The sequence below is a fragment of the Bianquea renquensis genome, from assembly GCF_014384895.1.
GTDB classification, from domain to species: domain Bacteria; phylum Bacillota; class Clostridia; order Lachnospirales; family Bianqueaceae; genus Bianquea; species Bianquea renquensis.
This window is the reverse complement of the sequence record NZ_JACRSQ010000001.1, coordinates 148,015-166,702: the sequence shown is the minus strand read 5'-3', so window position 1 is coordinate 166,702 and position 18,688 is coordinate 148,015. Positions and strand designations below refer to the sequence as shown.

17 protein-coding genes are annotated in these 18,688 nt (G+C 53.2%); all 17 read right to left on the bottom strand.

The genetic code is table 11. The annotated features are described in order from the left end of the window. Nucleotides 1-180 precede the first annotated feature (180 nt). The 17 genes from H8730_RS00720 to H8730_RS00640 all read right to left on the bottom strand — a co-directional run bounded on the left by H8730_RS00720 (nt 181) and on the right by H8730_RS00640 (nt 18,645). Nucleotides 181-1,938 (bottom strand): ATP-dependent helicase, encoded by a 1,758-nt coding sequence (locus tag H8730_RS00720; RefSeq protein ID WP_283243817.1) that lies wholly within the window; start codon nt 1,936-1,938, stop codon nt 181-183. Further along, nucleotides 1,859-2,374 carry a sulfite exporter TauE/SafE family protein gene (locus H8730_RS00715; protein WP_346726530.1) on the bottom strand — a complete coding sequence of 172 codons (516 nt, stop codon included), beginning with the start codon at nt 2,372-2,374 and terminating at the stop codon, nt 1,859-1,861. The genes H8730_RS00720 and H8730_RS00715 overlap by 80 nt, the downstream gene beginning before the upstream one ends. After that, entirely contained in the window at nt 2,374-2,727 is a 354-nt protein-coding gene (locus H8730_RS00710) for a sulfite exporter TauE/SafE family protein (protein ID WP_177720161.1), read from the bottom strand. Before H8730_RS00710 ends, H8730_RS00715 begins: the two co-directional genes overlap by 1 nt. Nucleotides 2,728-2,825: 98 nt before the next feature. Then, nucleotides 2,826-6,455 carry a helicase-exonuclease AddAB subunit AddA gene (gene addA / locus H8730_RS00705; protein ID WP_249289214.1) on the bottom strand — a complete coding sequence of 1,210 codons (3,630 nt, stop codon included), beginning with the start codon at nt 6,453-6,455 and terminating at the stop codon, nt 2,826-2,828. A gap of 12 nt (nt 6,456-6,467) precedes the next feature. Further along, nucleotides 6,468-6,935 carry a transcriptional regulator NrdR gene (gene nrdR / locus H8730_RS00700; RefSeq protein ID WP_177720159.1) on the bottom strand — a complete coding sequence of 156 codons (468 nt, stop codon included), beginning with the start codon at nt 6,933-6,935 and terminating at the stop codon, nt 6,468-6,470. Between the two features lie 31 nt (nt 6,936-6,966). Beyond that, nucleotides 6,967-7,776, bottom strand: a complete 810-nt coding sequence (locus H8730_RS00695) for a GTP pyrophosphokinase (RefSeq protein WP_177720158.1) — start codon at nt 7,774-7,776, stop codon at nt 6,967-6,969. A 189-nt stretch (nt 7,777-7,965) separates the two neighbouring features. Further along, nucleotides 7,966-8,688, bottom strand: a complete 723-nt coding sequence (locus tag H8730_RS00690) for a M23 family metallopeptidase (protein WP_249289141.1) — start codon at nt 8,686-8,688, stop codon at nt 7,966-7,968. Nucleotides 8,689-9,021: 333 nt separating this feature from the next. Beyond that, nucleotides 9,022-9,684 (bottom strand): ABC transporter ATP-binding protein, encoded by a 663-nt coding sequence (locus H8730_RS00685; RefSeq protein WP_177720312.1) that lies wholly within the window; start codon nt 9,682-9,684, stop codon nt 9,022-9,024. A gap of 18 nt (nt 9,685-9,702) precedes the next feature. Then, nucleotides 9,703-10,566 carry a hypothetical protein gene (locus H8730_RS00680; RefSeq protein WP_177720310.1) on the bottom strand — a complete coding sequence of 288 codons (864 nt, stop codon included), beginning with the start codon at nt 10,564-10,566 and terminating at the stop codon, nt 9,703-9,705. Further along, the gene (locus H8730_RS00675; protein WP_177720308.1) at nt 10,559-11,329 is read right to left on the bottom strand and encodes a hypothetical protein; all 771 of its coding nucleotides are present in this window, start codon (nt 11,327-11,329) and stop codon (nt 10,559-10,561) included. The genes H8730_RS00680 and H8730_RS00675 overlap by 8 nt, the downstream gene beginning before the upstream one ends. A gap of 119 nt (nt 11,330-11,448) precedes the next feature. Continuing rightward, nucleotides 11,449-12,585 (bottom strand): hypothetical protein, encoded by a 1,137-nt coding sequence (locus tag H8730_RS00670; RefSeq protein WP_177720306.1) that lies wholly within the window; start codon nt 12,583-12,585, stop codon nt 11,449-11,451. Between the two features lie 109 nt (nt 12,586-12,694). After that, nucleotides 12,695-13,108, bottom strand: a complete 414-nt coding sequence (locus H8730_RS00665; protein ID WP_177720304.1) for a hypothetical protein — start codon at nt 13,106-13,108, stop codon at nt 12,695-12,697. Between the two features lie 559 nt (nt 13,109-13,667). Continuing rightward, nucleotides 13,668-14,159 carry a ribonuclease HI gene (gene rnhA, locus H8730_RS00660; protein ID WP_177720314.1) on the bottom strand — a complete coding sequence of 164 codons (492 nt, stop codon included), beginning with the start codon at nt 14,157-14,159 and terminating at the stop codon, nt 13,668-13,670. 20 nt (nt 14,160-14,179) lie between these two features. Continuing rightward, the gene (pheA, locus tag H8730_RS00655) at nt 14,180-15,298 is read right to left on the bottom strand and encodes a prephenate dehydratase (RefSeq protein ID WP_249289139.1); all 1,119 of its coding nucleotides are present in this window, start codon (nt 15,296-15,298) and stop codon (nt 14,180-14,182) included. A 21-nt stretch (nt 15,299-15,319) separates the two neighbouring features. Next, entirely contained in the window at nt 15,320-16,441 is a 1,122-nt protein-coding gene (gene aroC / locus H8730_RS00650; protein WP_249289138.1) for a chorismate synthase, read from the bottom strand. Then, nucleotides 16,434-17,738: a 3-phosphoshikimate 1-carboxyvinyltransferase gene (gene aroA / locus H8730_RS00645; RefSeq protein ID WP_249289136.1), complete on the bottom strand. Its 1,305-nt coding sequence runs from the start codon at nt 17,736-17,738 to the stop codon at nt 16,434-16,436. The genes aroC and aroA overlap by 8 nt, the downstream gene beginning before the upstream one ends. Next, nucleotides 17,713-18,645 (bottom strand): prephenate dehydrogenase, encoded by a 933-nt coding sequence (locus H8730_RS00640; RefSeq protein WP_177719198.1) that lies wholly within the window; start codon nt 18,643-18,645, stop codon nt 17,713-17,715. The genes aroA and H8730_RS00640 overlap by 26 nt, the downstream gene beginning before the upstream one ends. Nucleotides 18,646-18,688: the final 43 nt, after the last annotated feature.

Genomic DNA, 18,688 nt, shown 5'->3' with positions numbered 1-18,688 from the left:
CACAAATCCTCCAGATTCCGATATCCCTATGTCTGCGTTCAACCTCGAATGAAACGTCGGGCTAACGTCTCTATTTCTTTGCGGCCTCAGCCACCCTATAGTATTTTTATTATAGCTTATTTTACGCCGGAAATCCAATTAATTATGACTAAACTTTTATTAAGTATTATTACAGAGATGTTACAGATCGCCCAAATCCTCTATAAATCGCGATGCCTTGCGCGCCAATCCCTCGACTTTTTTCGTCCTGGACAGCCACAAATCATCTCTCGCCCTGGTTACCGCAACATAAAACAATCGCCGTTCCTCTTCCACCGCATCCACCGACACGGCTTTCTCATGGGGACATATTCCTTCGGACAGATCGGGAATCCAGACTGACTGGAACTCCAGACCTTTTGCTCCATGCATCGTCATAATATGTATGCCCTCCTCGGTCATCTCGGAAGCCCCACTTTCCCTCTGCCGGCCCAGCCAATCCTCCAAAGTTTCGCACGCGTCCGCCTCCAGACAGAGCCGTTTATAAATCTGTCTCACATGTCTCCTTGTCACATAATGCTGGTCGCCATAGACGTAGGCATAATGCCCGTATCCAACAGTCCACCACAGATAGCGCAACCCTCTGCCAGGTTTCATTCTCTGAAGTTTCCGCAAATGATAGGACAACTCTTCTACCTCCGCCCGCAAAGAACAGGAAAGCTTCTCCGCCTCCAGCCAATCTTGGAGACCATACCCCTGGGTGCTCTGGGAAGGCCCTATCAAAAATCCCGGGATCCCCCGCTTCGGCCGGTTGGCTATCAGCCGGAGCGCCGCCAGGTCACGGCGGTCCACTGCCAGCCTCAAATATGCGGTTAAATCCTTGGCAATCCAGTGATCACAGAGAGAATAGGCCGCCCCTGGGCACTGATACGGAATCGACGCCTCCAATAGCGCGCGAGCCACGGGCCGGCTCTGCTCCTGTGTTCTCACCAGGAGTGCCATATCTCGGAACGATACCCCCTTCTCCCTGTGCTGCCGGAGCACTTGTCTGGCTATGGACGCCGCCTGTTCCTCCTCCGTCCCATACACGAACAGGCGAATCTCAGCCCCTCCCCTGCGGTTGGCGGATATGGTTTTCTCAAAGCGCTCCGCATTGTGGGCGATCAGGCTGCCTGCCGCCTTGACGATGATTTCCCGGCAGCGGTAATTGACAGTCAATCGCACAATCCGACAATGGGGATAGTCTTTGGGAAAGCGCAGCAGGCAGCGGGGACTCGCCCCTCGGAAGCCATAGATCGATTGATCATCGTCACCCACGGCAAATAGATTCTCCGTCCTGGCAGCCAAAAGCTTAACGATTTCATACTGAATCGGATTGATGTCCTGAAACTCATCCACCAGAATATACGTATATCGCATCTGCCATCTTAAAAGGGCCGCCGGATCTGTCCACAGCAGCGCCCGGGTCCGCAACAGCATGTCATCGAAATCAAGGCAATTTCGCTTCTTTTTTTCCTCTTCGTAATACCAATCTGCGTCCTCATACAGCGCCGCATCCAGAGCATTGTCTTGGACTGCCATCTCCCCGGCATTGATTCGCCGCGACCGGTGGCACAGAAATTCCTCCCCCTTCGTCTGCGCTTCCTCACGTTCCAGTCCCAACCTCTGTTCAAAAAACGCCGTCATCACAATACGCCCTGTCTGTTCATCGAAAACGCCGGCCCTTACACCGCTCTCCCGCAGAATTCGAAAAAATATAGAATGAAATGTTCCAAATTCTACACAATTCGACCGATTCCACAGCGCATGAAAGCGGGCTCGCATCTCCTCAGCGGCGGCTTTGGTAAACGTAATCACTAAAATTTCTTCCGGTGCCGCCTTATACTCCTGAATCAGATGAACGATCCTGTGCGTGATCACTGTGGTCTTGCCTGTCCCTGGGCCCGCCAGCACCAGCATAGGCCCCTTCCCGTGCCGGATCGCCGCCATCTGCTCCTCGTTTTGCCGAATTTCCCCCACCCGGCTTCTTGCCCCCTTTTTGCTTCCAGCCTTTCCAGATCTCCATGCCACCCATGATCAACAAAAAATACCCAAAGATTGTCTGCAACATTTCTCCCGACAGCCGGTTTGCCAAAAGACTCCCACCGACTGCGCCGGTCAGTCCCCCGATAATCAGTGGCAACAGAACATCCTTGCGAATACGTTTGTTCCGAATGTGTACGATCAGCGCTGCCACCGCCGTCGGCAAGAAATACAAAAGATTGATCGCCTGTGCTCCGTGCTGGGGAATGGATGCGAAAAAAACCAGCGCCGGTATCAGAATCACGCCGCCTCCGATTCCCATGCCGCTGATGACTCCCGCAAGGGCTCCGATCACAATATACAGCGCGATCATCACAGAATCATCCTCACGGCGGAGATCACCATGAAGCCTCCAAAGATAATATGGAGCCATCGGTCTGACACTTTATTAAGCCACTTCGCGCCGGCCAAGCCTCCCACAACGCCCCCTGCGGCCACCCACCAAAAGACGCCCCAGTCCATGACCCCCTTCCCGATGTAGAAGAAGGAACTGATGACGCACAGAGGCAGAATCACGGCGATGGCTGTCGCATGAGCCTCATGCTCCTCGACCTTCAAACTCCGCTCCATAAAAGGGACTAAAATCGTCCCGCCGCCGGAACCCAGCAGTCCATTGACGATTCCCGCAATCCCTCCCAACAGCAGGCTTTTCCACTTCTCACTCAAATGCTATCCCTCCTGGTCAAAGAATATCCTTAGTATGATCCATTTGGGCTAAATTATTTCCATTCCCGTACAGAATTCTATACGAGAATTTCTGGTTCCTAGAAATTCCTACATTCGCCAGTCCGCACGAGATATAAAACTTTTTCCTTCACGGCAATGCCGCTGATTTTCCCGAGAGCATCGGCATACAGGGACAACTGGCGCCCGTATTCCTCTAACTTTTTTCCATCCAAGCTTCTGTCCGTCTTGTAGTCCACAACGACCCACCGCCCGTCCTCCAGAAAACAGCAGTCCAGGATTCCCTGCACCATGATTCGCGCCGTGTCCGAGTCGTCCGCCTCAGGGGGCAATATTTCCGGCGCCAGCCCCTTCACTTCCTCCACTGTGTACGCCATGATAAAAGGTTGTTCCCGGCAAATTTTCTCCGATGCGCCAATTCTCCCACAGAGGGCAGAGTGTCCAAAGCGAAGGATCTGCCGTACATTGACCAGATCAAGGCTTTCTTTCGACAGTCTCCCCCGAGCCGCCAACCCTTGCAGCTGCTCTCGAATTTGCTCTTCTGTACGCAGGCGCTGTAAATCCAGCTTCGAAATCACATCGTGAAAAGCTGTCCCCCGCCTGGCGCCTCCTTTTGCCTCCTCCGGCGATTGTGGCACGGCAGCCGTCCAGTATACAGACTCCTCCTGCCGTTCCTCGTAAGAACGCTTAAGCTCGGAAACAGAGATGCGCACCCCCATCTTCTGTTTCCACACCCGCGGGTAGGACCATCCGAATTTTTCTTCGAATATTTCATCCCAGTTCTGAATGTCCTCTTCGGGGACCGTCTCGTCCTCTGCCGCCTCTTCCCCCTCTTCGCCTTCCAGCGCTGGCTTTGTATAGGCTCTATAGACTGTGCGGATCGCCGATCCCTCTTTGTGATCCAGAATGGGCAACAGCCAGTCCAGATAACATTTGGCGTCCAACGCCTCGTAGGGCGACAGTTTCCAGTCCCGCTCTTTCTCTTCCTCTCTCCCTCTCTGATCCGTGCTTGTCCCTGTTAAAAATAAATATTCCTTCGCTCTCGTCATGGCCACATACAGAACTCGCATCTCCTCAGCTAGGGTTTCCTTTCGGATCTGCTCCTTGATTCCCTCCCTTGCCGGAGTCTCATACCGGATATAGTGAATCGGGTCAATCGCTTGCGCTCCAATCCCTAACGCCCGGTGATACAACAGCGCCTTTCTAGAATCCTGCGCGTTGAACTGGCGCCCCAAGCCACAGACGAAAACCACTGGGTATTCCAGCCCTTTGCTCTTATGGATACTGAGAATCCTCACCACATCCTCCTCTTCCCCCATGATTTTGGCCTCCTCAATGTCCTGGCTCCGTTTTTTCATCTTCTCCATAAAGCGGAGAAAATTGAAAAGGCCACTGAAGATGCCTTTCTCATATTCGATGCTCTTCTCAAGGAGAAGGTCCAGATTCGCCCTCCGCAGCTCTCCCTGCGGCATCGCCGCCGCATAACCATAGTAATCCGTATCCTGATACAGCGACCAGAGCAGATCGTGGATGGACAGAGATTTTGCGAGACTTCTCCACTTCCCTAGCCACTGGCAAAACGCCTCCGCCTTTTGCCGCAACGCCGCTTCCTGTCCCCGTTGACTATATTCCCACAGCGCATCATAAAAAAGCGCCTCCCTCTTCTCGACCCGGATGGCCGCCAGTTCACTGGCGGTAAAGCCAAAGATTGGAGAATACAAGACTCCCACCAGGGGGATATCCTGCAGCGGATTGTCCAAAATTTGGAGTAAATTCAGCATCAGCTGAACCTCCTGGGTCTGGAAAAAACTAGCTTCCGTCTCCGTATAGCACCCTATCTCCCGCTGCGAAAGCGCCTGGAGAAAAATGTCGGATACGCCTTTGACCGAGCGCAACAAAATAACGATATCCCGCCGCTGAACCCGCCGGTAGTGCCCAATGGTATCATCCCACACCCGATAGCGGGATTCCGGCTGGACCATCGCCTGAATTTTTTCCGCTACAAAAGCCGCCTCCACCTCCAGGCGCTGCCGCGCCGTCCGCGGATCCTCCTCTTGTCTCTCCTCCTCAGCCTTGGGAAATTCCAGTACGCTGACATTCGGCTGTCCACCTATCACGGCGCCTTCCTCCTCGCAGGGAGGAAACTCCAGTCCCGCGTACAGCGCTTCCATCTCTGTATACTCCATCTGAGCACTCTCTCTGCACATCAGAGCGCGGAATATAAAATTAATCCCCTCGAGAATCTCCCGCCGGCTGCGAAAGTTTTGTTGCAGGATGATTTTTCTGGGCACCCCCGTCTCCCGGTACGCTTCATATTTATCAAGAAAAAGTTCTGGCCTGGCCTGCCGAAACCCATAGATGCTCTGCTTGACATCCCCCACCATGAAAATGTTGGATGTGCCTCCCGCCTCGTCGCATCGAGCGATACTGCTCAAAAGAAGCTCTTGGACGTCACTGCTGTCCTGATACTCATCGATGACAAGATACCGGTATTTCGCTCTGTACTCTTTGGCCGCCTGGGATGGCGCGTACCCTGTTTCGCTCTTGGAGAGCAAAATTTCCATGGCATAGCGCTCAAAATCGTGAAAATCAAGGATGCCTTTTTCCTTTTTTGCCGCGGCATACGCCCTGTCAAAGGCCTTTACCACCCTGGCAAGGCCCTTCAGCGCCGGATAGGCGAGCTCAGCCATGTGTTGCCTCGCCTCTTCTCCTGGCCAGATCCACGTCCAACTGGCAGCTGCCTCCCGGATCAACGCCTTAGCGCCATCAGCTAAGGCCTTCACCCGCTCCTTCCCATCGGGATCTTCTTTAAACGCACTATAGTTCATACGCCCATAGTCAATGGACTGCAACCGCGCGGAAAGCTCGTCCAACCGGCTATCCTCCCAGGCCGATACAATGACGTCCAGCTGACTACAGATCGTCTGGATGACGGCGATCCCCTTTTTGGCTTTGTCCGCATCCGGCATTGCTGAGAAAAGGGGCACCGCCTGTTGGTATTGTCCTCTAGCCTTGAGCAGTTTTCTCTTGGCTGTCTCTTTCAACACCCTGTACCAACCTGTCTCATAGATCGCTTGTTCCGTCTCCAGCTGGTAACTTTCCACCGCCGTATCGAGCCACGCTTCCCAATCGGGCAATCCTTGAAGAAAGGTGGTACTGTCTGCGATTATGTCCTCGATCTTCCAGTCCTGCCGCGCCCCCCCATAGCAGTCCACAAAGGATACGAATTCCTTGGCCTCCGGCGTATCCGGCTCCTCCAAGCTTCTTCCATAGAATTCCTCCAGCACTGCGTCCAGGACATCGGACTTTAAGAGTTCCGCCTCGGATTCGTCCGCAACACGAAACCCCGGATCCAAATCCTGAATCCGGGTCATATGGTCGCGAATGACAGTCAAACAGAAAGCGTGAATCGTCATGATGGAAGCGTACTGCATGAGGTTCAGCTGTGTCTGCAAATGCCCGTTGGAGGGTTCCTCTTCAAGCCGGGCTAGAATGCCCCTGTACAGCTTATCCCGCATTTGAGCCGCGGCCGCATTGGTGAATGTCACAATCAGCAGATCTGATACCGATACAGGATCCTCCTGGTCTATCAGCATCTGCAAAATTCGTTCCACCAGCACAGCCGTCTTGCCGGAACCTGCCGCCGCTGAAACAAGTAAATTTCCCTCCCGATGGTCGATGACCGCTTTTTGCTCCTGGGTCCACTGCACTGCCAATCCATCCTACTCCTTTTTCTTTGTGTCTGTGCGAAGCTTTTCCAGCTCCTGCATAAACGTATCGATGTCTCGAAACTGCCGGTACACGGAGGCGTACCGCACGTAGGCCACTTCGTCCAATTCTCGCAGTTTTTCCATCACCATCTCCCCGATCTCCTGGGAGCGTATTTCCTTGTCGAAGGAATTGAGCGCTGTATTTTCGATTTCATCTGCCAGATGTTCCACCGCTGCCACCGGAACAGGCCTCTTATGGCATGCCCTCATAACCCGGTCCACGAGCTTCTCCCGGTCGAAGACCTCCCGCGTGTTATCTTTTTTGATGACGATCAGCGGCAGAGTCTCCACTTTTTCATAGGTGGTAAACCGTTTCTGGCACATCTCGCACAGTCTTCGCCTTCGGATGGCACAGCGATCCTCCGACGGTCTGGAATCAATGACTCTTGTATCTTCAAATCCGCAATATGGACATTTCATCTTTGGTCCCTCCTCTTGCCCCGGTGCGCAGTCAGAAATCCGATAGACTCTGCACGCCGTGGTGCTGCGCCACATCGTCAATTCTGGCCCCAAAGGAGCGCATCTTGTCTAGATTATTTTCCCGTATCAATTCAAATAGCTCTGCCTGGGCTTCCCGCATGGCGATCTTCTCGCTTCCCAGATAGATATTCTCGATATTGCTCAGAATATCGCCTACCAGATTGGACTTTTCCTTAAACGCCTCCTGCGCATCGATGATCTCGCTTCGGATCGAGGACATCTCGCGGTCAATGTGGTACGCCGCCTCCGCCGCCTTTTGCAGCCGATCCTGGACATCCTGCGGGAGTCCTCCCTGGTACTTATACCGCAGGGAGTGTTCGATGGTCGCCCAGAAATTCATGGCCAGCGTTCGAATCTGAATCTCCGCTTTGACGATTCTCCGGCCGAAGACTGTCTGAACCGGATACTTTACAATGATGTGATAACTCCTGTACCCGCTCGCCTTCTTGTGCGCCACATAGTTAATCTCTGCGATAATCTCCATATCCTGCCGGCCTCGGATGAGGTCCACCACTGTCCCGATATCCTCCACAAATTGGCATATAATTCGAACGCCGGCGATATCCTCGATCCGCTCTTCCACGTCGCTGAGTTCCATATTTTTCTTGTCCACTTTTTCTAAAATACTGGATATCTTTTTGACTCTTCCATTTACCTGTTCAATGGGAGAATACTGTCCAAGGCTTGTATACTCGCGAATAATATTCTGAAATTTGATCACAAGCTCTTGCACTGCTTGCTCGTAAGGGATTAAAAATTCCCTCCACTGCTGTATCTCCATAGTAATCTCCATTCTGGAGCGTTAGCGACAGAGGCAAATTCTGCCCCCAGAGCTATCTGTGACGCTCCGGCACAAATTCACACTAACCTTCATACGCCGTATTCCGACATTTCCCGCTTTTGCTTCCCCTTTTGATTCAATTATAACAAGAGATTGTTCGTTCGTAAAGAGATTTCTCAGTTTTCTTGCCTATGAAATTAGTGATTTCAGGAATGGATAGGGATTCACCCATTCTTCGCCCTTTCCCTGTTCATCCAACAGAATGCCAACGTGAAGATGAACAGCGAACTGTCCTGTGGTTCCCTCTTCCCCGTATCCCGAGTCCCCCATCATACCGATCCACTCTCCAGCCTTGACCTCATTTCCCACAGCCAACCCCGAGGCGTAGGAGGCCAAATGCGCGTAATAGTAATATACGCCGCTGTCGGAGGTGATCCCCACGCGCCAGCCTCCAAGCTGATTCCATCCCACGCAGGTCACAACACCGTCCGTCATCGAGCGAACCCGAAGCCGCCCCCTGCTATTCTGCGTGTCCATGATATCCGTCCCCATATGCTGGCGGTCACCGCCGTAGGATCGGGAGGCCCCCCAGGAGTCTTCAAAGGTATACTCCGTCTGCCTGGCATCCACCGGGAAAATCTGGATTTCCTCTTTCAGCGCCGAATAGATGGTTCCCATGGCTTTTGTCTCATCCGTCACCCGGATTTCCCGCGCCGCGGCGGCACGGTAAGCCTTTCCATATTGATGCAGGCTGCATCCATAGACTATACAGACCAGGACAAGACAGAAAAGTTCGCTTCGCGAACTTTGGAAGAATCTTCGCTTCTTCGTTTTAATCCGCCTCCCGGCGGATTTTTCCATAGGACAGAAAAGTTCGCTTCGCGAACTTTGGAAGAATCTTCGCTTCTTCATTTTAATCCGCCTCCCGGCGGATTTTTCCATAGGACAGAAAAGTTCGCTTCGCGAACTTTGGAAGAATCTTCGCTTCTTCGTTTTAATCCGCCTCCCGGCGGATTTTTCCATAGGACAAATAAGTTCGCTTCGCGAACTTTGGAAGAATCTTCGCTTCTTCATTTTAATCCGCCTCCCGGCGGATTTTTCCATGGACAAAAAAGCTCTCCGGTCTCTTTCGTTCCGGAAAGCCTTCCAAAGCCAACGTTTCGTTTTCTATCCCACATGCTGGATCCCCCTGCGCCTTTGTCCGGCTACGCATTCTGTTAGTAGCCTATTCCGCCGGGGGACACTTTATGCATCGATTTGACTCTCCGCCTCCCGCCTGTGGATGAGACGGCCGTGGTCCAGTTCGCAGACTGTATCGCACAGGATGTCGATATCCTCCTTGCTATGGCTGGCCAGAATGATGGTTTTCCCCTCGTCCCGCAGTCTGGCCAGAATCACCCGCACGTCCGCCACCCCCTGATTGTCCAGGCCGTTCATGGGCTCGTCCAAAAGCAGCAGTGGCGGATCTTCCATGATAGCCTGGGCGATTCCCAGCCTCTGCCGCATCCCAAGGGAGTATTTCCGCACCGGCTTCTTATTTTGGGGATCCAATCCCACCAGCTTGATCACCCCTTCCACCTCCTGGCGCGTCAACTTTCCATTCAGAGAAGCCAGATGGTACAAGTTCTTGAATCCGCTCTGCGACCCGATAAATCCTGGGCTTTCTATGATAATCCCAATATTCTGAGGTTTGGCGGGGACCACCTTCTGTCCCTGGACAAGAATCTGTCCCGACGTCAGTTCCATGAACCCACAGATACATTTCAGGAGCACTGTCTTGCCGGAGCCGTTCCGCCCGACGATCCCGTGGATTTTCCCCGATTCGAAGGACAGCGTAACATCGTCCAGCGCCTTCGTCTCCTTAAACTCCTTCACTGCCTTTTTGACCTCCACCGCGTATGTTGCCATTTTCCTCTCTCCCTTCTCTCAGTTCAGATCCCGCCGGCAAAATTTGATCGCGCTGCCGGTCCCCAACAGGACAATCCCCACTGTCAGCACCACCACTGCGTATGTCGGCGACGGCCACATTCCACTGTAAGTCCAATCCAAGTCGCCCATCCGGCTCCAGGACACCGGGGATATAAACAGCAGCCATCGCCCGATGCTGTTAGCACCCCAATAGACGGCAAAAAACGAGAGACTCACCAGCACCCCTGCCGCTACAACTCCACTCATCTTCGTCACCACCACATTGAAGAAGCTTATTATGAGTCCGAGGAAGGCTGTCACCAGCCACATGCAGAGGAATGCCACCGACATCGCCCTTATGGGCGATACTAGCTGTAGAAACTCCTCACTGACACTGATGGACAGGGTCACGCCTGTCTGCTCCCGAACCTCTAACGACGACTGCGCCAGCGTATTCAGCAGCGTCCCCCAGTCGGTGCTCCACTCCATCACTGGCAGGATATACAGCAGCGACAGCAAAACCATACACACCGTAAAGAGAAAGGAAGCGGCCAGGATATACAGAACTTGGCCTACGATAAAGGGCCGCCGCCCACAGCGCGCAATGATAAACTGGGAATAGGCGTCTAGGAAGGGAGCATCGGAGAACAGTAAGATACACAGCCCCCCAAACACCGTCAGCATCGGCGCCCTCGACATGTAGAAGGGGAATACCCACGGCGTCACGGATATCCCATAGTATCTGGCGATAGTCGCCAGGGGCGCATAGCTGTAATAATGAAAAATCGCCATGATGGCCAACATGACATAGGTTTTCGGATTGGATAGAAGCTTGGATAGACTGATTCTAACACAGAGAACCATTGCCTTGACGCTATGCATTTCGCACCCTCCGTTTCATCTGCCAGATTGCTGCGAGACTCATTCCGGTACATAGGATGGCAATCACGATGAACTTCTCCAAAATCGCCTGCCCAGCGGAGGACGTCGCCACGATTCCTTCCATCCAGAAGAGGGGATTTAAGATCCCTGGCAGGTTCTTTCCCGATGTCAGGCGCGTCAAGGTAAAATACACAAGGAGCGGCGACGAGGCCGCCACAAACGGGTCGGGGATAAAGGTGGCCACAAACGTACCACATGCAGCCGCCAGCGCCCCGGATAAACTGTAATTCAGGATATAGCCTGCCAAACCAGCTGCGATCTTCCCCTCCGCCAGCAATGCGTCATAGGCAGTGTCGGTGCATGACGATATATATATAGGATACCTGATGCTGAAAATCCCGACAAAGAGCAGCATCCCAACGGCAAGGGTTAGCAACCCTGCAACGGCACTGACAATCATCTTTGAGATGGCGTAGGGCGAAATCCCCGTCCGCACGATCCAATAGGGAGTTGCGGACGCCTTCCACTCCATGGGCAGCGTGACCGAGTAGGTCAGCGCCGGCAAAATACAGATCGCTGTCGAGAATGCTCCACTTCCCAATATGCTTTTATTCAACATATACCAGACAGAAGGCTCTGACGAATCAACGATCAACCCCGAAATTGCTCCTGTCATGACAAGCGTGACGCCCACCCCGCATACGACTAGCCGCCAGGATAGCGCCTGTCTGAGATGTTCCCTCAATAGACGCAAGAATCTCATTCTAACCTCCGTTCTGGAGCGCTAGCGATGGGGCAAATTCTGCCACCAGAGCCATCTGTGGCGCTCCAACACAAATAGCCCAGTATAAAAGTAAGGGATCGAGCTTATTTTTCATCCGATTACCGTAGATCCGTCCCGTTCTGAATCAGAATCCCCGTCACAGCCGAGACTGCCGTCACCCCATATTCATCCACGGTTGCCTCTTCATACTGCGTCTTACGTTTCGACGAGAGGATCCAGGCGGGCTTGGCATACATGGCGCCCTCATCATACATGACAATATAGTTGAGCTCCACGGCAAAGATCTCCGTTTCTTCAAATTGGAGCGCTTTGGTGTACTCCTCCACATAGGCCGCAACGGCCTCTTCTGGGCTGATGACCGCATCCGCTGAAAGCGGTTCCTGTATTTCATAAAACTGTCTTGCCTCTATCTGTAGTATACCATTCTTGCCATACAGGGAATACATGACCGTTTCTGTAGACATATCCCGCGTTCCCTTTGTCCAGATTAAGTTAGCAAACGGAATCCCGTCCAGCACCTGCCGGTGATGGAACAGATAGCACTCATCCTCCTGGGTAAACTCGTACTCCTCTCGACTCTCTTGAATCTGAGTCCTATACTCGTTATATAGGGCCAGATGTTCATTCATCGTCTTTGCGTCCAACAGATAGGCTTGCTGTAATTGAAGTTGGGGAAATCCGCAGGCGTACAGCAGCTCTTCGATCTCCTCTGAAGCCTCGGATTGCCCTTTAAATGAAAGATCTCCTTCTGTCGCATAATCCTGCATGTCATGATATCCATAATATCCATTTAGCTGTTCCATAGTGTCCGGATATCCCGGGTAATAGCTTGCAACTCCCCCGAGTGAAAAGTCTTTCGTATCATATGAATACGATAATCCCCCCTCAACAACGCCATCATAAATTAATAAGGATTCGCAGACTTCCTCATCCTCCGAGAGCAATTGCCTTCCCACCGCCCACTGAGTCCACTCTCTTGTCTCTCCCTTGAACAGGGCCTGCACCGCTGTTTCCTCCTCCACCTCCAGCCAATCCACCGTATACGTTTTGGCCTGATCTGGATACTCCCCGGGCAGCTCCGCCGTCAATTTCAAGCTGTCGGGCAATACTAGCGGCTCCTCCTGGGAAGGATTTCTGCCTGTGCAGGCTGTCAACAGAAAACTCAGGGCACCACACAGAAGTACCGTTCGCCGCAAGCTCCCCTTTCTTCTCGCATAAAAATTAGACTTTCCCATGGAAATGCCTCCCCCATTGAAAAATAGGATCTATCGCGCAGAAGGAGTCCGGAGCGAGTATTGGGACCCCTTCTGCACAAAAGTCAACCTACCGTCTCAGACTCCACCGTCAATGACTCCAAGTTCCCCGGATCGTATACTCGTCCCAATCTCCATTCATATTAGGATATGCCGTCAAACAGTAGGATTGTCCCACTCCTCCATACCCGGACCTCCATGTAAAGTTCCGCTTGCCTGGCGCGTTAAGCGTGATTTCATCGGTTGCATTGATGGTGCTAAGCCGTGCCGGAGACAGATAATAGGCCGTCGGAAGGGTATTAATTGATGGGTTGACATAGGGCGTCGTATAGGCAGATGTTTTTTCCATCAAAGCGGTGGACCGCGCGCTTCCCTTGAACTCAGCCGGCATTAGCCACCCATAACTATAGGGCGGATCTGTCGCCGCCATGACCGGAACCGCCACCACAGAGGCCACAATAAATGTCAGCAGCATTAGAGAGACAACTTTCTTGATTTTTTTCATAAACAGTACACCTCCACATTATTTTATTTCTTAAAAACCTGAACTCGCATCGGTTTGAAAGAACAGATTAAAAAGTATTACACAGCCCAAATCATGTATACAATCAATCCAAATCAATAATCGCTTTACCAACGGTATCTCTCTCTAAAATTAATATACTTATTCTACTATATTTTACCGTAATCAGACAACCCAATTTTCTGCCATATATGGATAAAAAAATGCCATATTTCGACACAGTATAGAAATTTTGGCTAAATATCGCATTGAATTCAAACTTTTATACACCATTATATGGATAAAATCGCGCTTATGCATCAAATGCATCCGTCATTCTCCACATTGAATTTCCCGAGACTATTACATCAAAAAAGGCCGCCAGGGAGTTGCACCTCCACGGCAGCCAAGCCTACTATACACAAAAAAGTTCACTTCTTCCATCGTATCCATTAGGCAGAAATTTAGAATATCGTCAATATCCTATCTTTGCTGCAACAACACTTCTATGAATCTTTCCTATGCAGCGACAAATTGGGCATAGGACACCCCATAACTCCGCTCATTCATCCCGAAATTCCTCGTCCTCCAGCCAATGGCTCTGGTCCAGAGCGGCCGCCACCGCCAACTGATCGCAGCGGTTGTTCATAGGATTGTCCGCGTGCCCCTTGACCCAATGGAACTGCACCTGGTGATACGCCAGAAGCTCCAGAAGCCGCTTCCACAGGTCCACATTTTTCGCAGTCTCCTTCCGCTTCGCGTCCCGATACCAGCCGTTTCGCCTCCACTTTTCCACCCACCCCTTTTCAATGGCATTGACCAGGTACTGGGAATCCGAGTACAGCGCAACCCGACACGGAATCTTGAGCGCGGCCAGTCCCTCCACCGCCGCCAAGATCTCCATGCGGTTGTTGGTGGTCATGCGGTATCCCTTCGCCATCTCCTTCTGAAAGAGTTTCCCCTGTTCATCCCGAAATTGCAGGACCACGCCATACCCGCCGTTGCCGGGATTGCCTCGACAGGCACCGTCCGTATAGATCGTCACATCCTTCATCAAAGTCTCCCTCTCCTCTCTCACTGGGATGACAGGGAGCCGGCGGGCTTTAGCGCGTAATTGCCGAGGATCTTCCAATCGATACAATGTTGCCGCGCCATTCGCAGGGCATCCGCCACAGACGGATCATCCACATTCCCTTCAAGGTCTACAAAAAAGCTGTACTCCCAAATCTGTCCCTTGATGGGACGCGATTCGATTTTCAGCATGTTGAGCCCCCGCTTTGAGATCTCCTCCAGCGCCGCGAACAGACTGCCCGGCTTGTGCTCCAGCGTAAAGTACAGGCTGATCTTATTGGCTCCAGTTGGAACCTCCATGTTGGGGCTGATCACCACAAAACGGGTAAAATTCTGCGAATTGTCTTGAATCCCCGCCTGCAAAATTTCAAGCCCATGGAGTTTCGCCGCTTTCTTTCCCGCCACGCACGCTTTCCTCGGATCCTGTTCCTTCGCCACCCGCTCTGCGCTTTTTGCCGTGCTGTAGAACGGGATCAAGGTCCAGTTGGGATGGCCGCTGAAAAACTCAGCCGACTGTGCAAATCCCTGGGCGTGGGAGTACACCTCCGTGATCTCCTCAAGCGTCGCCCCCGGAAGGCCCAGAAGATTCTGCTCGATGCGCAGGGAACCTTCCCGTACAATGTAGAAATCATAGGCGGCCAAGAGATCGTAGACCTCGCTGATGATACCCGTGGTCGAATTCTCAATGGGGAATACGCCATACCGGATCTCCCCCTCCGCCAGCGCTTGAAACTCCTCCTCAAAGGTGCGATAACTTTTATAGACTCCGTCTGTGCCAAAAAAACACTCTAACGCCTCATTGGAAAAGGAACCTGGCACTCCGTAGTAGCCAATCGCCACCTGGTCGGTGATCCACTGCTTCTGGCTCTCCTTGCTGAGATCCATGACCGTCTGAAAAAATGTGACCAAGGACTTGTGAAACGCTTGGTCCCGGTGGGGGTAGGCTTCCACAACCCGGGCGAGAACCTGTTGCTCCCGCTCTTTATCAAAAATCGGCAGATTATGCTCCTTCTTATAGAGCGCCACACCCTTAGATATGGTCATACGGCGGTCAAATAGCTCCGCCAGCTGTTCATCCACCTCATTGATCTGCTGTCTCAGGGATTGTATCTCTTCACTCATATTTACCTCCATGCTACCGCTTCAACCGTTCTCGTTGCGTGAAGTTTCCGGCGTCAGCCCAAAACTATCACTCCTCCACGCATCATAAATTGCGATGGCCCCCATGGCCTCCAGCACCGGAATGGCTCGAAGGACGATACAGGGATCATGGCGCCCGGTGATGGATAAGGTCTCTTCCTTCATCGCGGTCAGATTCACCGTTTGCTGGGGCCTTGCAATGGACGCTGTCGGCTTGATCACCGTCTGAAAGACAAGGGGCATTCCGCTGGTAATGCCGCCCAAAATCCCTCCATTGTGGTTCGAGCGGGTGCGGACTGCACCATCGTCAAGATAGAAGGGATCATTGGCCTCCGACCCCTTCATCTTTGCAAATCCAAAGCCACTTCCAAAGGAAACGCCCTTCACAGCCGGAACAGAAAATAACAGATGGGAGATCCGGCTCTCCATGGAATCAAAAAAGGGATCTCCCAGCCCAGCTGGAAGATTGAGGAAGGCCGTCTCCACTATGCCGCCCACGGAATCCAGGCTCATTCTGGCGCTCTCAATAATGGCCTCGATCTGGCTCTCCAGATCCGCTCGAAGGGTGGGGATCCTCCTGTGGGAAAGCTTGTCCAGCGTTTCCTCCGTCAAATCTTCATCCTCAAATGCCCCTTCCCCCGCCTTGTACAGCTGGAGAATATGGCTGCCGGCCACGACCCCGAGCCTCTCTCTGAGAATCTGCTGGCACACCGCCCCTGCGAACACGATGGGAGCTGTGATCCTGCCAGAAAAATGGCCACCCCCTCGAAAATCCTCAAACCCCTTATATTTGATATGCCCTGTATAATCCGCGTGGGACGGCCGCAGCAGCGCCGCCGTCCGCTCATAATCCGCTGAGCGGGTATTGGTGTTGGCGATCATGGCGCAGATGGATGTGCCACAGGTTAAGCCGTCCCGAACCCCGCTGAGTATCTGGACTTCATCCGCTTCCTTTCTCGGCGTGGACAGCCTTTGCCCTGGCGCCCGGCGCGCCATCTGCCTCCGGATTTCCTCCATGTCAAGCCGCACGCCCGGCTCGATTCCATCGAGGACGACTCCAATGGCTGGGCCGTGGGACTCCCCAAAAATCGACAGCTTGACAGCATTCCCCCAAACGTCACTCATGTAGCACTCCCCCTATCCTAGTCAGATCCTCCCAAAAAGAAGGCCACGATTTGGCTACACTGCCGGCTCCCGTCAGAGAGACGCCTCCTTGCGTCTTCAGCGCCAAGATCGCCATGGCCATGGCAATGCGGTGATCATTCCAGCTCTTCGCCTCACCTCCGGGATATCCCCCATTGGGCCGGCCAGCGATGCGAAGTCCGTCCTCCGTCTGTTCGATGTTCACCCCAACCGCGGACAATTCCTCCCATACCGCCGCCAAACGGTCGGATTCTTTATACCGCAGCCGCTGGGCGTTGATGATGGCTGTCGTTCCCTCGGCGAAAGCGCCCAGCACCGCCAAAATCGGAACTAGATCCGGGCACTGGGATACGTCCAGCGTTCTTCCCCGCAATTTTTCACAGGGATACACTTTCACGGCATCCTCCCTCTCCCAGACAATCCGAGCCCCCATAGATTGCAAAATATCACAGATCACCCGGTCACCCTGGGCAGAGCACGGGGACAACCCCTCCAGACACAGTCCCTCTTTCTTCCCCGCCACAGCGGCGGCGGCCATAAAAAAGGCAGCCTGGGAGTAATCCCCCTCCACCGTGCACTCCTGCGCCTCATATCGCTGTCCCCCCGGTATCTGAAACCGCTCATACCCCTGGTGTTCAACGGTGATCCCAAAGGTCCTCAGCACCTGAAGCGTCAAATCCACATAGGGAATGGATTCCAGCGGCGCCGTCACCTCAATGACGGAATCCTGTTGCAGCAGCGGAAGTGCCAGGAGCAGTCCTGTTATAAATTGGGAGCTGATATTTCCAGCCACAGAAAAGGTTCCCGGCTGTAAAGGGTCCAGCACCACCAATGGCAGGCCGCCGCTCTGTGTCTCATACCGCAGCTTCTGTTTGCGGAACAAATCATAGTACACATCCAGGGGCCGTTCCGCCAACCGCCCCTGCCCGCTAAACTGTGCCGGTATCCCCAAAGCTGCGGCAAGGGGAATCATAAATCGAAGGGTCGATCCCGACTCATGACAATCGATGGAAACAATCCGGTCCCGCGCCGCTGTCCTCGATCGAAGGCCGACGACCCGCAGCGCCCCCTCTTTCCCGCATTCAATCGAGGCCTCCAGGGCTTTCATAGCGCCGATGGTCGCTTCGATATCCTTCGACATGGTGACATTGTGGATTGTGGATACCCCATCTGTCAGCCCTGCACAGATGATCGCCCGGTGACCGATGCTCTTGGATGAGGGAATCCTGACGGCGCCCCCCACAGCGCCAGGCTCAACGTGTACGCGATCCATCATCATAGCGATCTCCTTCCCTGTTCCATCGTTCTTTCCTTTCCGCCGCCTGCGTGAGAAATGCTTCGATCTGTGGCCGGTCCTTCTGCTCCACCATCTGCGCCAGCTCATCCAAAATCTCGGAGAACCGTCGCAGTTCACCGCTGAGAGCCTGCGAGTTATAACAAAATAGCTGTGCCCACAGAGCGCTGTTGATATCCGCAACCCGCGTCACATCCCGAAAACTCCCTCCGGCAAAGGAGATGACATCCTCCGTTCCCAACCAGGAATTGACCAGGGCTGCCGCCAACGCATGGGGCATGTGGCTGGTGTAGGCTATGACCTCGTCATGCTCCCTTGGTTCCACCTCTCGAATCCGCCCAAAACCCAGCTCTCGCGCCATGGCGCGGACCTGATCGAGAGTCTCTCTCCTGTTGTGCAGGGTCGGCGTGATGACAAAATTGGCGCCCAGAAAAATCTCCCCGTTGCCATACTCATATCCGCTCTTTTCCTTCCCCGCCATGGGGTGAGTTCCCACAAACTCCACCCCCTCCGGCAGGATGCGCTGCGCCTCCTCCAGGAAGAATCCTTTCAGTCCACAGATATCCATGAGAACTGTCCCCTCCGAGAAGGTCTCCCGGTAGCGCGAGACAAAGTCCAGAATCCCATCGGGGTACATGGATAAAATAATGAGCGTCGCCTCCTGAATCAGGGAGCGAACAGAGTCCTCCTGAGTGGACAAAACAGCCCCTTGATCGAGGACCTTTTCCTCAAGGCCGCGAAAAATGGGCTGTTCCTTTCGGTCAAGTCCCGCCACGAAGGCGGCGGCGGATAAATCCTTGATCCCCTTTGCCAGGGAGGCGCCCATGAGTCCCAGACCCACGATCACCGTTCTTCCCTGTAAAAGCGCGGGCAATGCCTGTCTATCTTTCATATTGACTTTACCTCCATGCTACGAAAACACTTTCACACCCTAC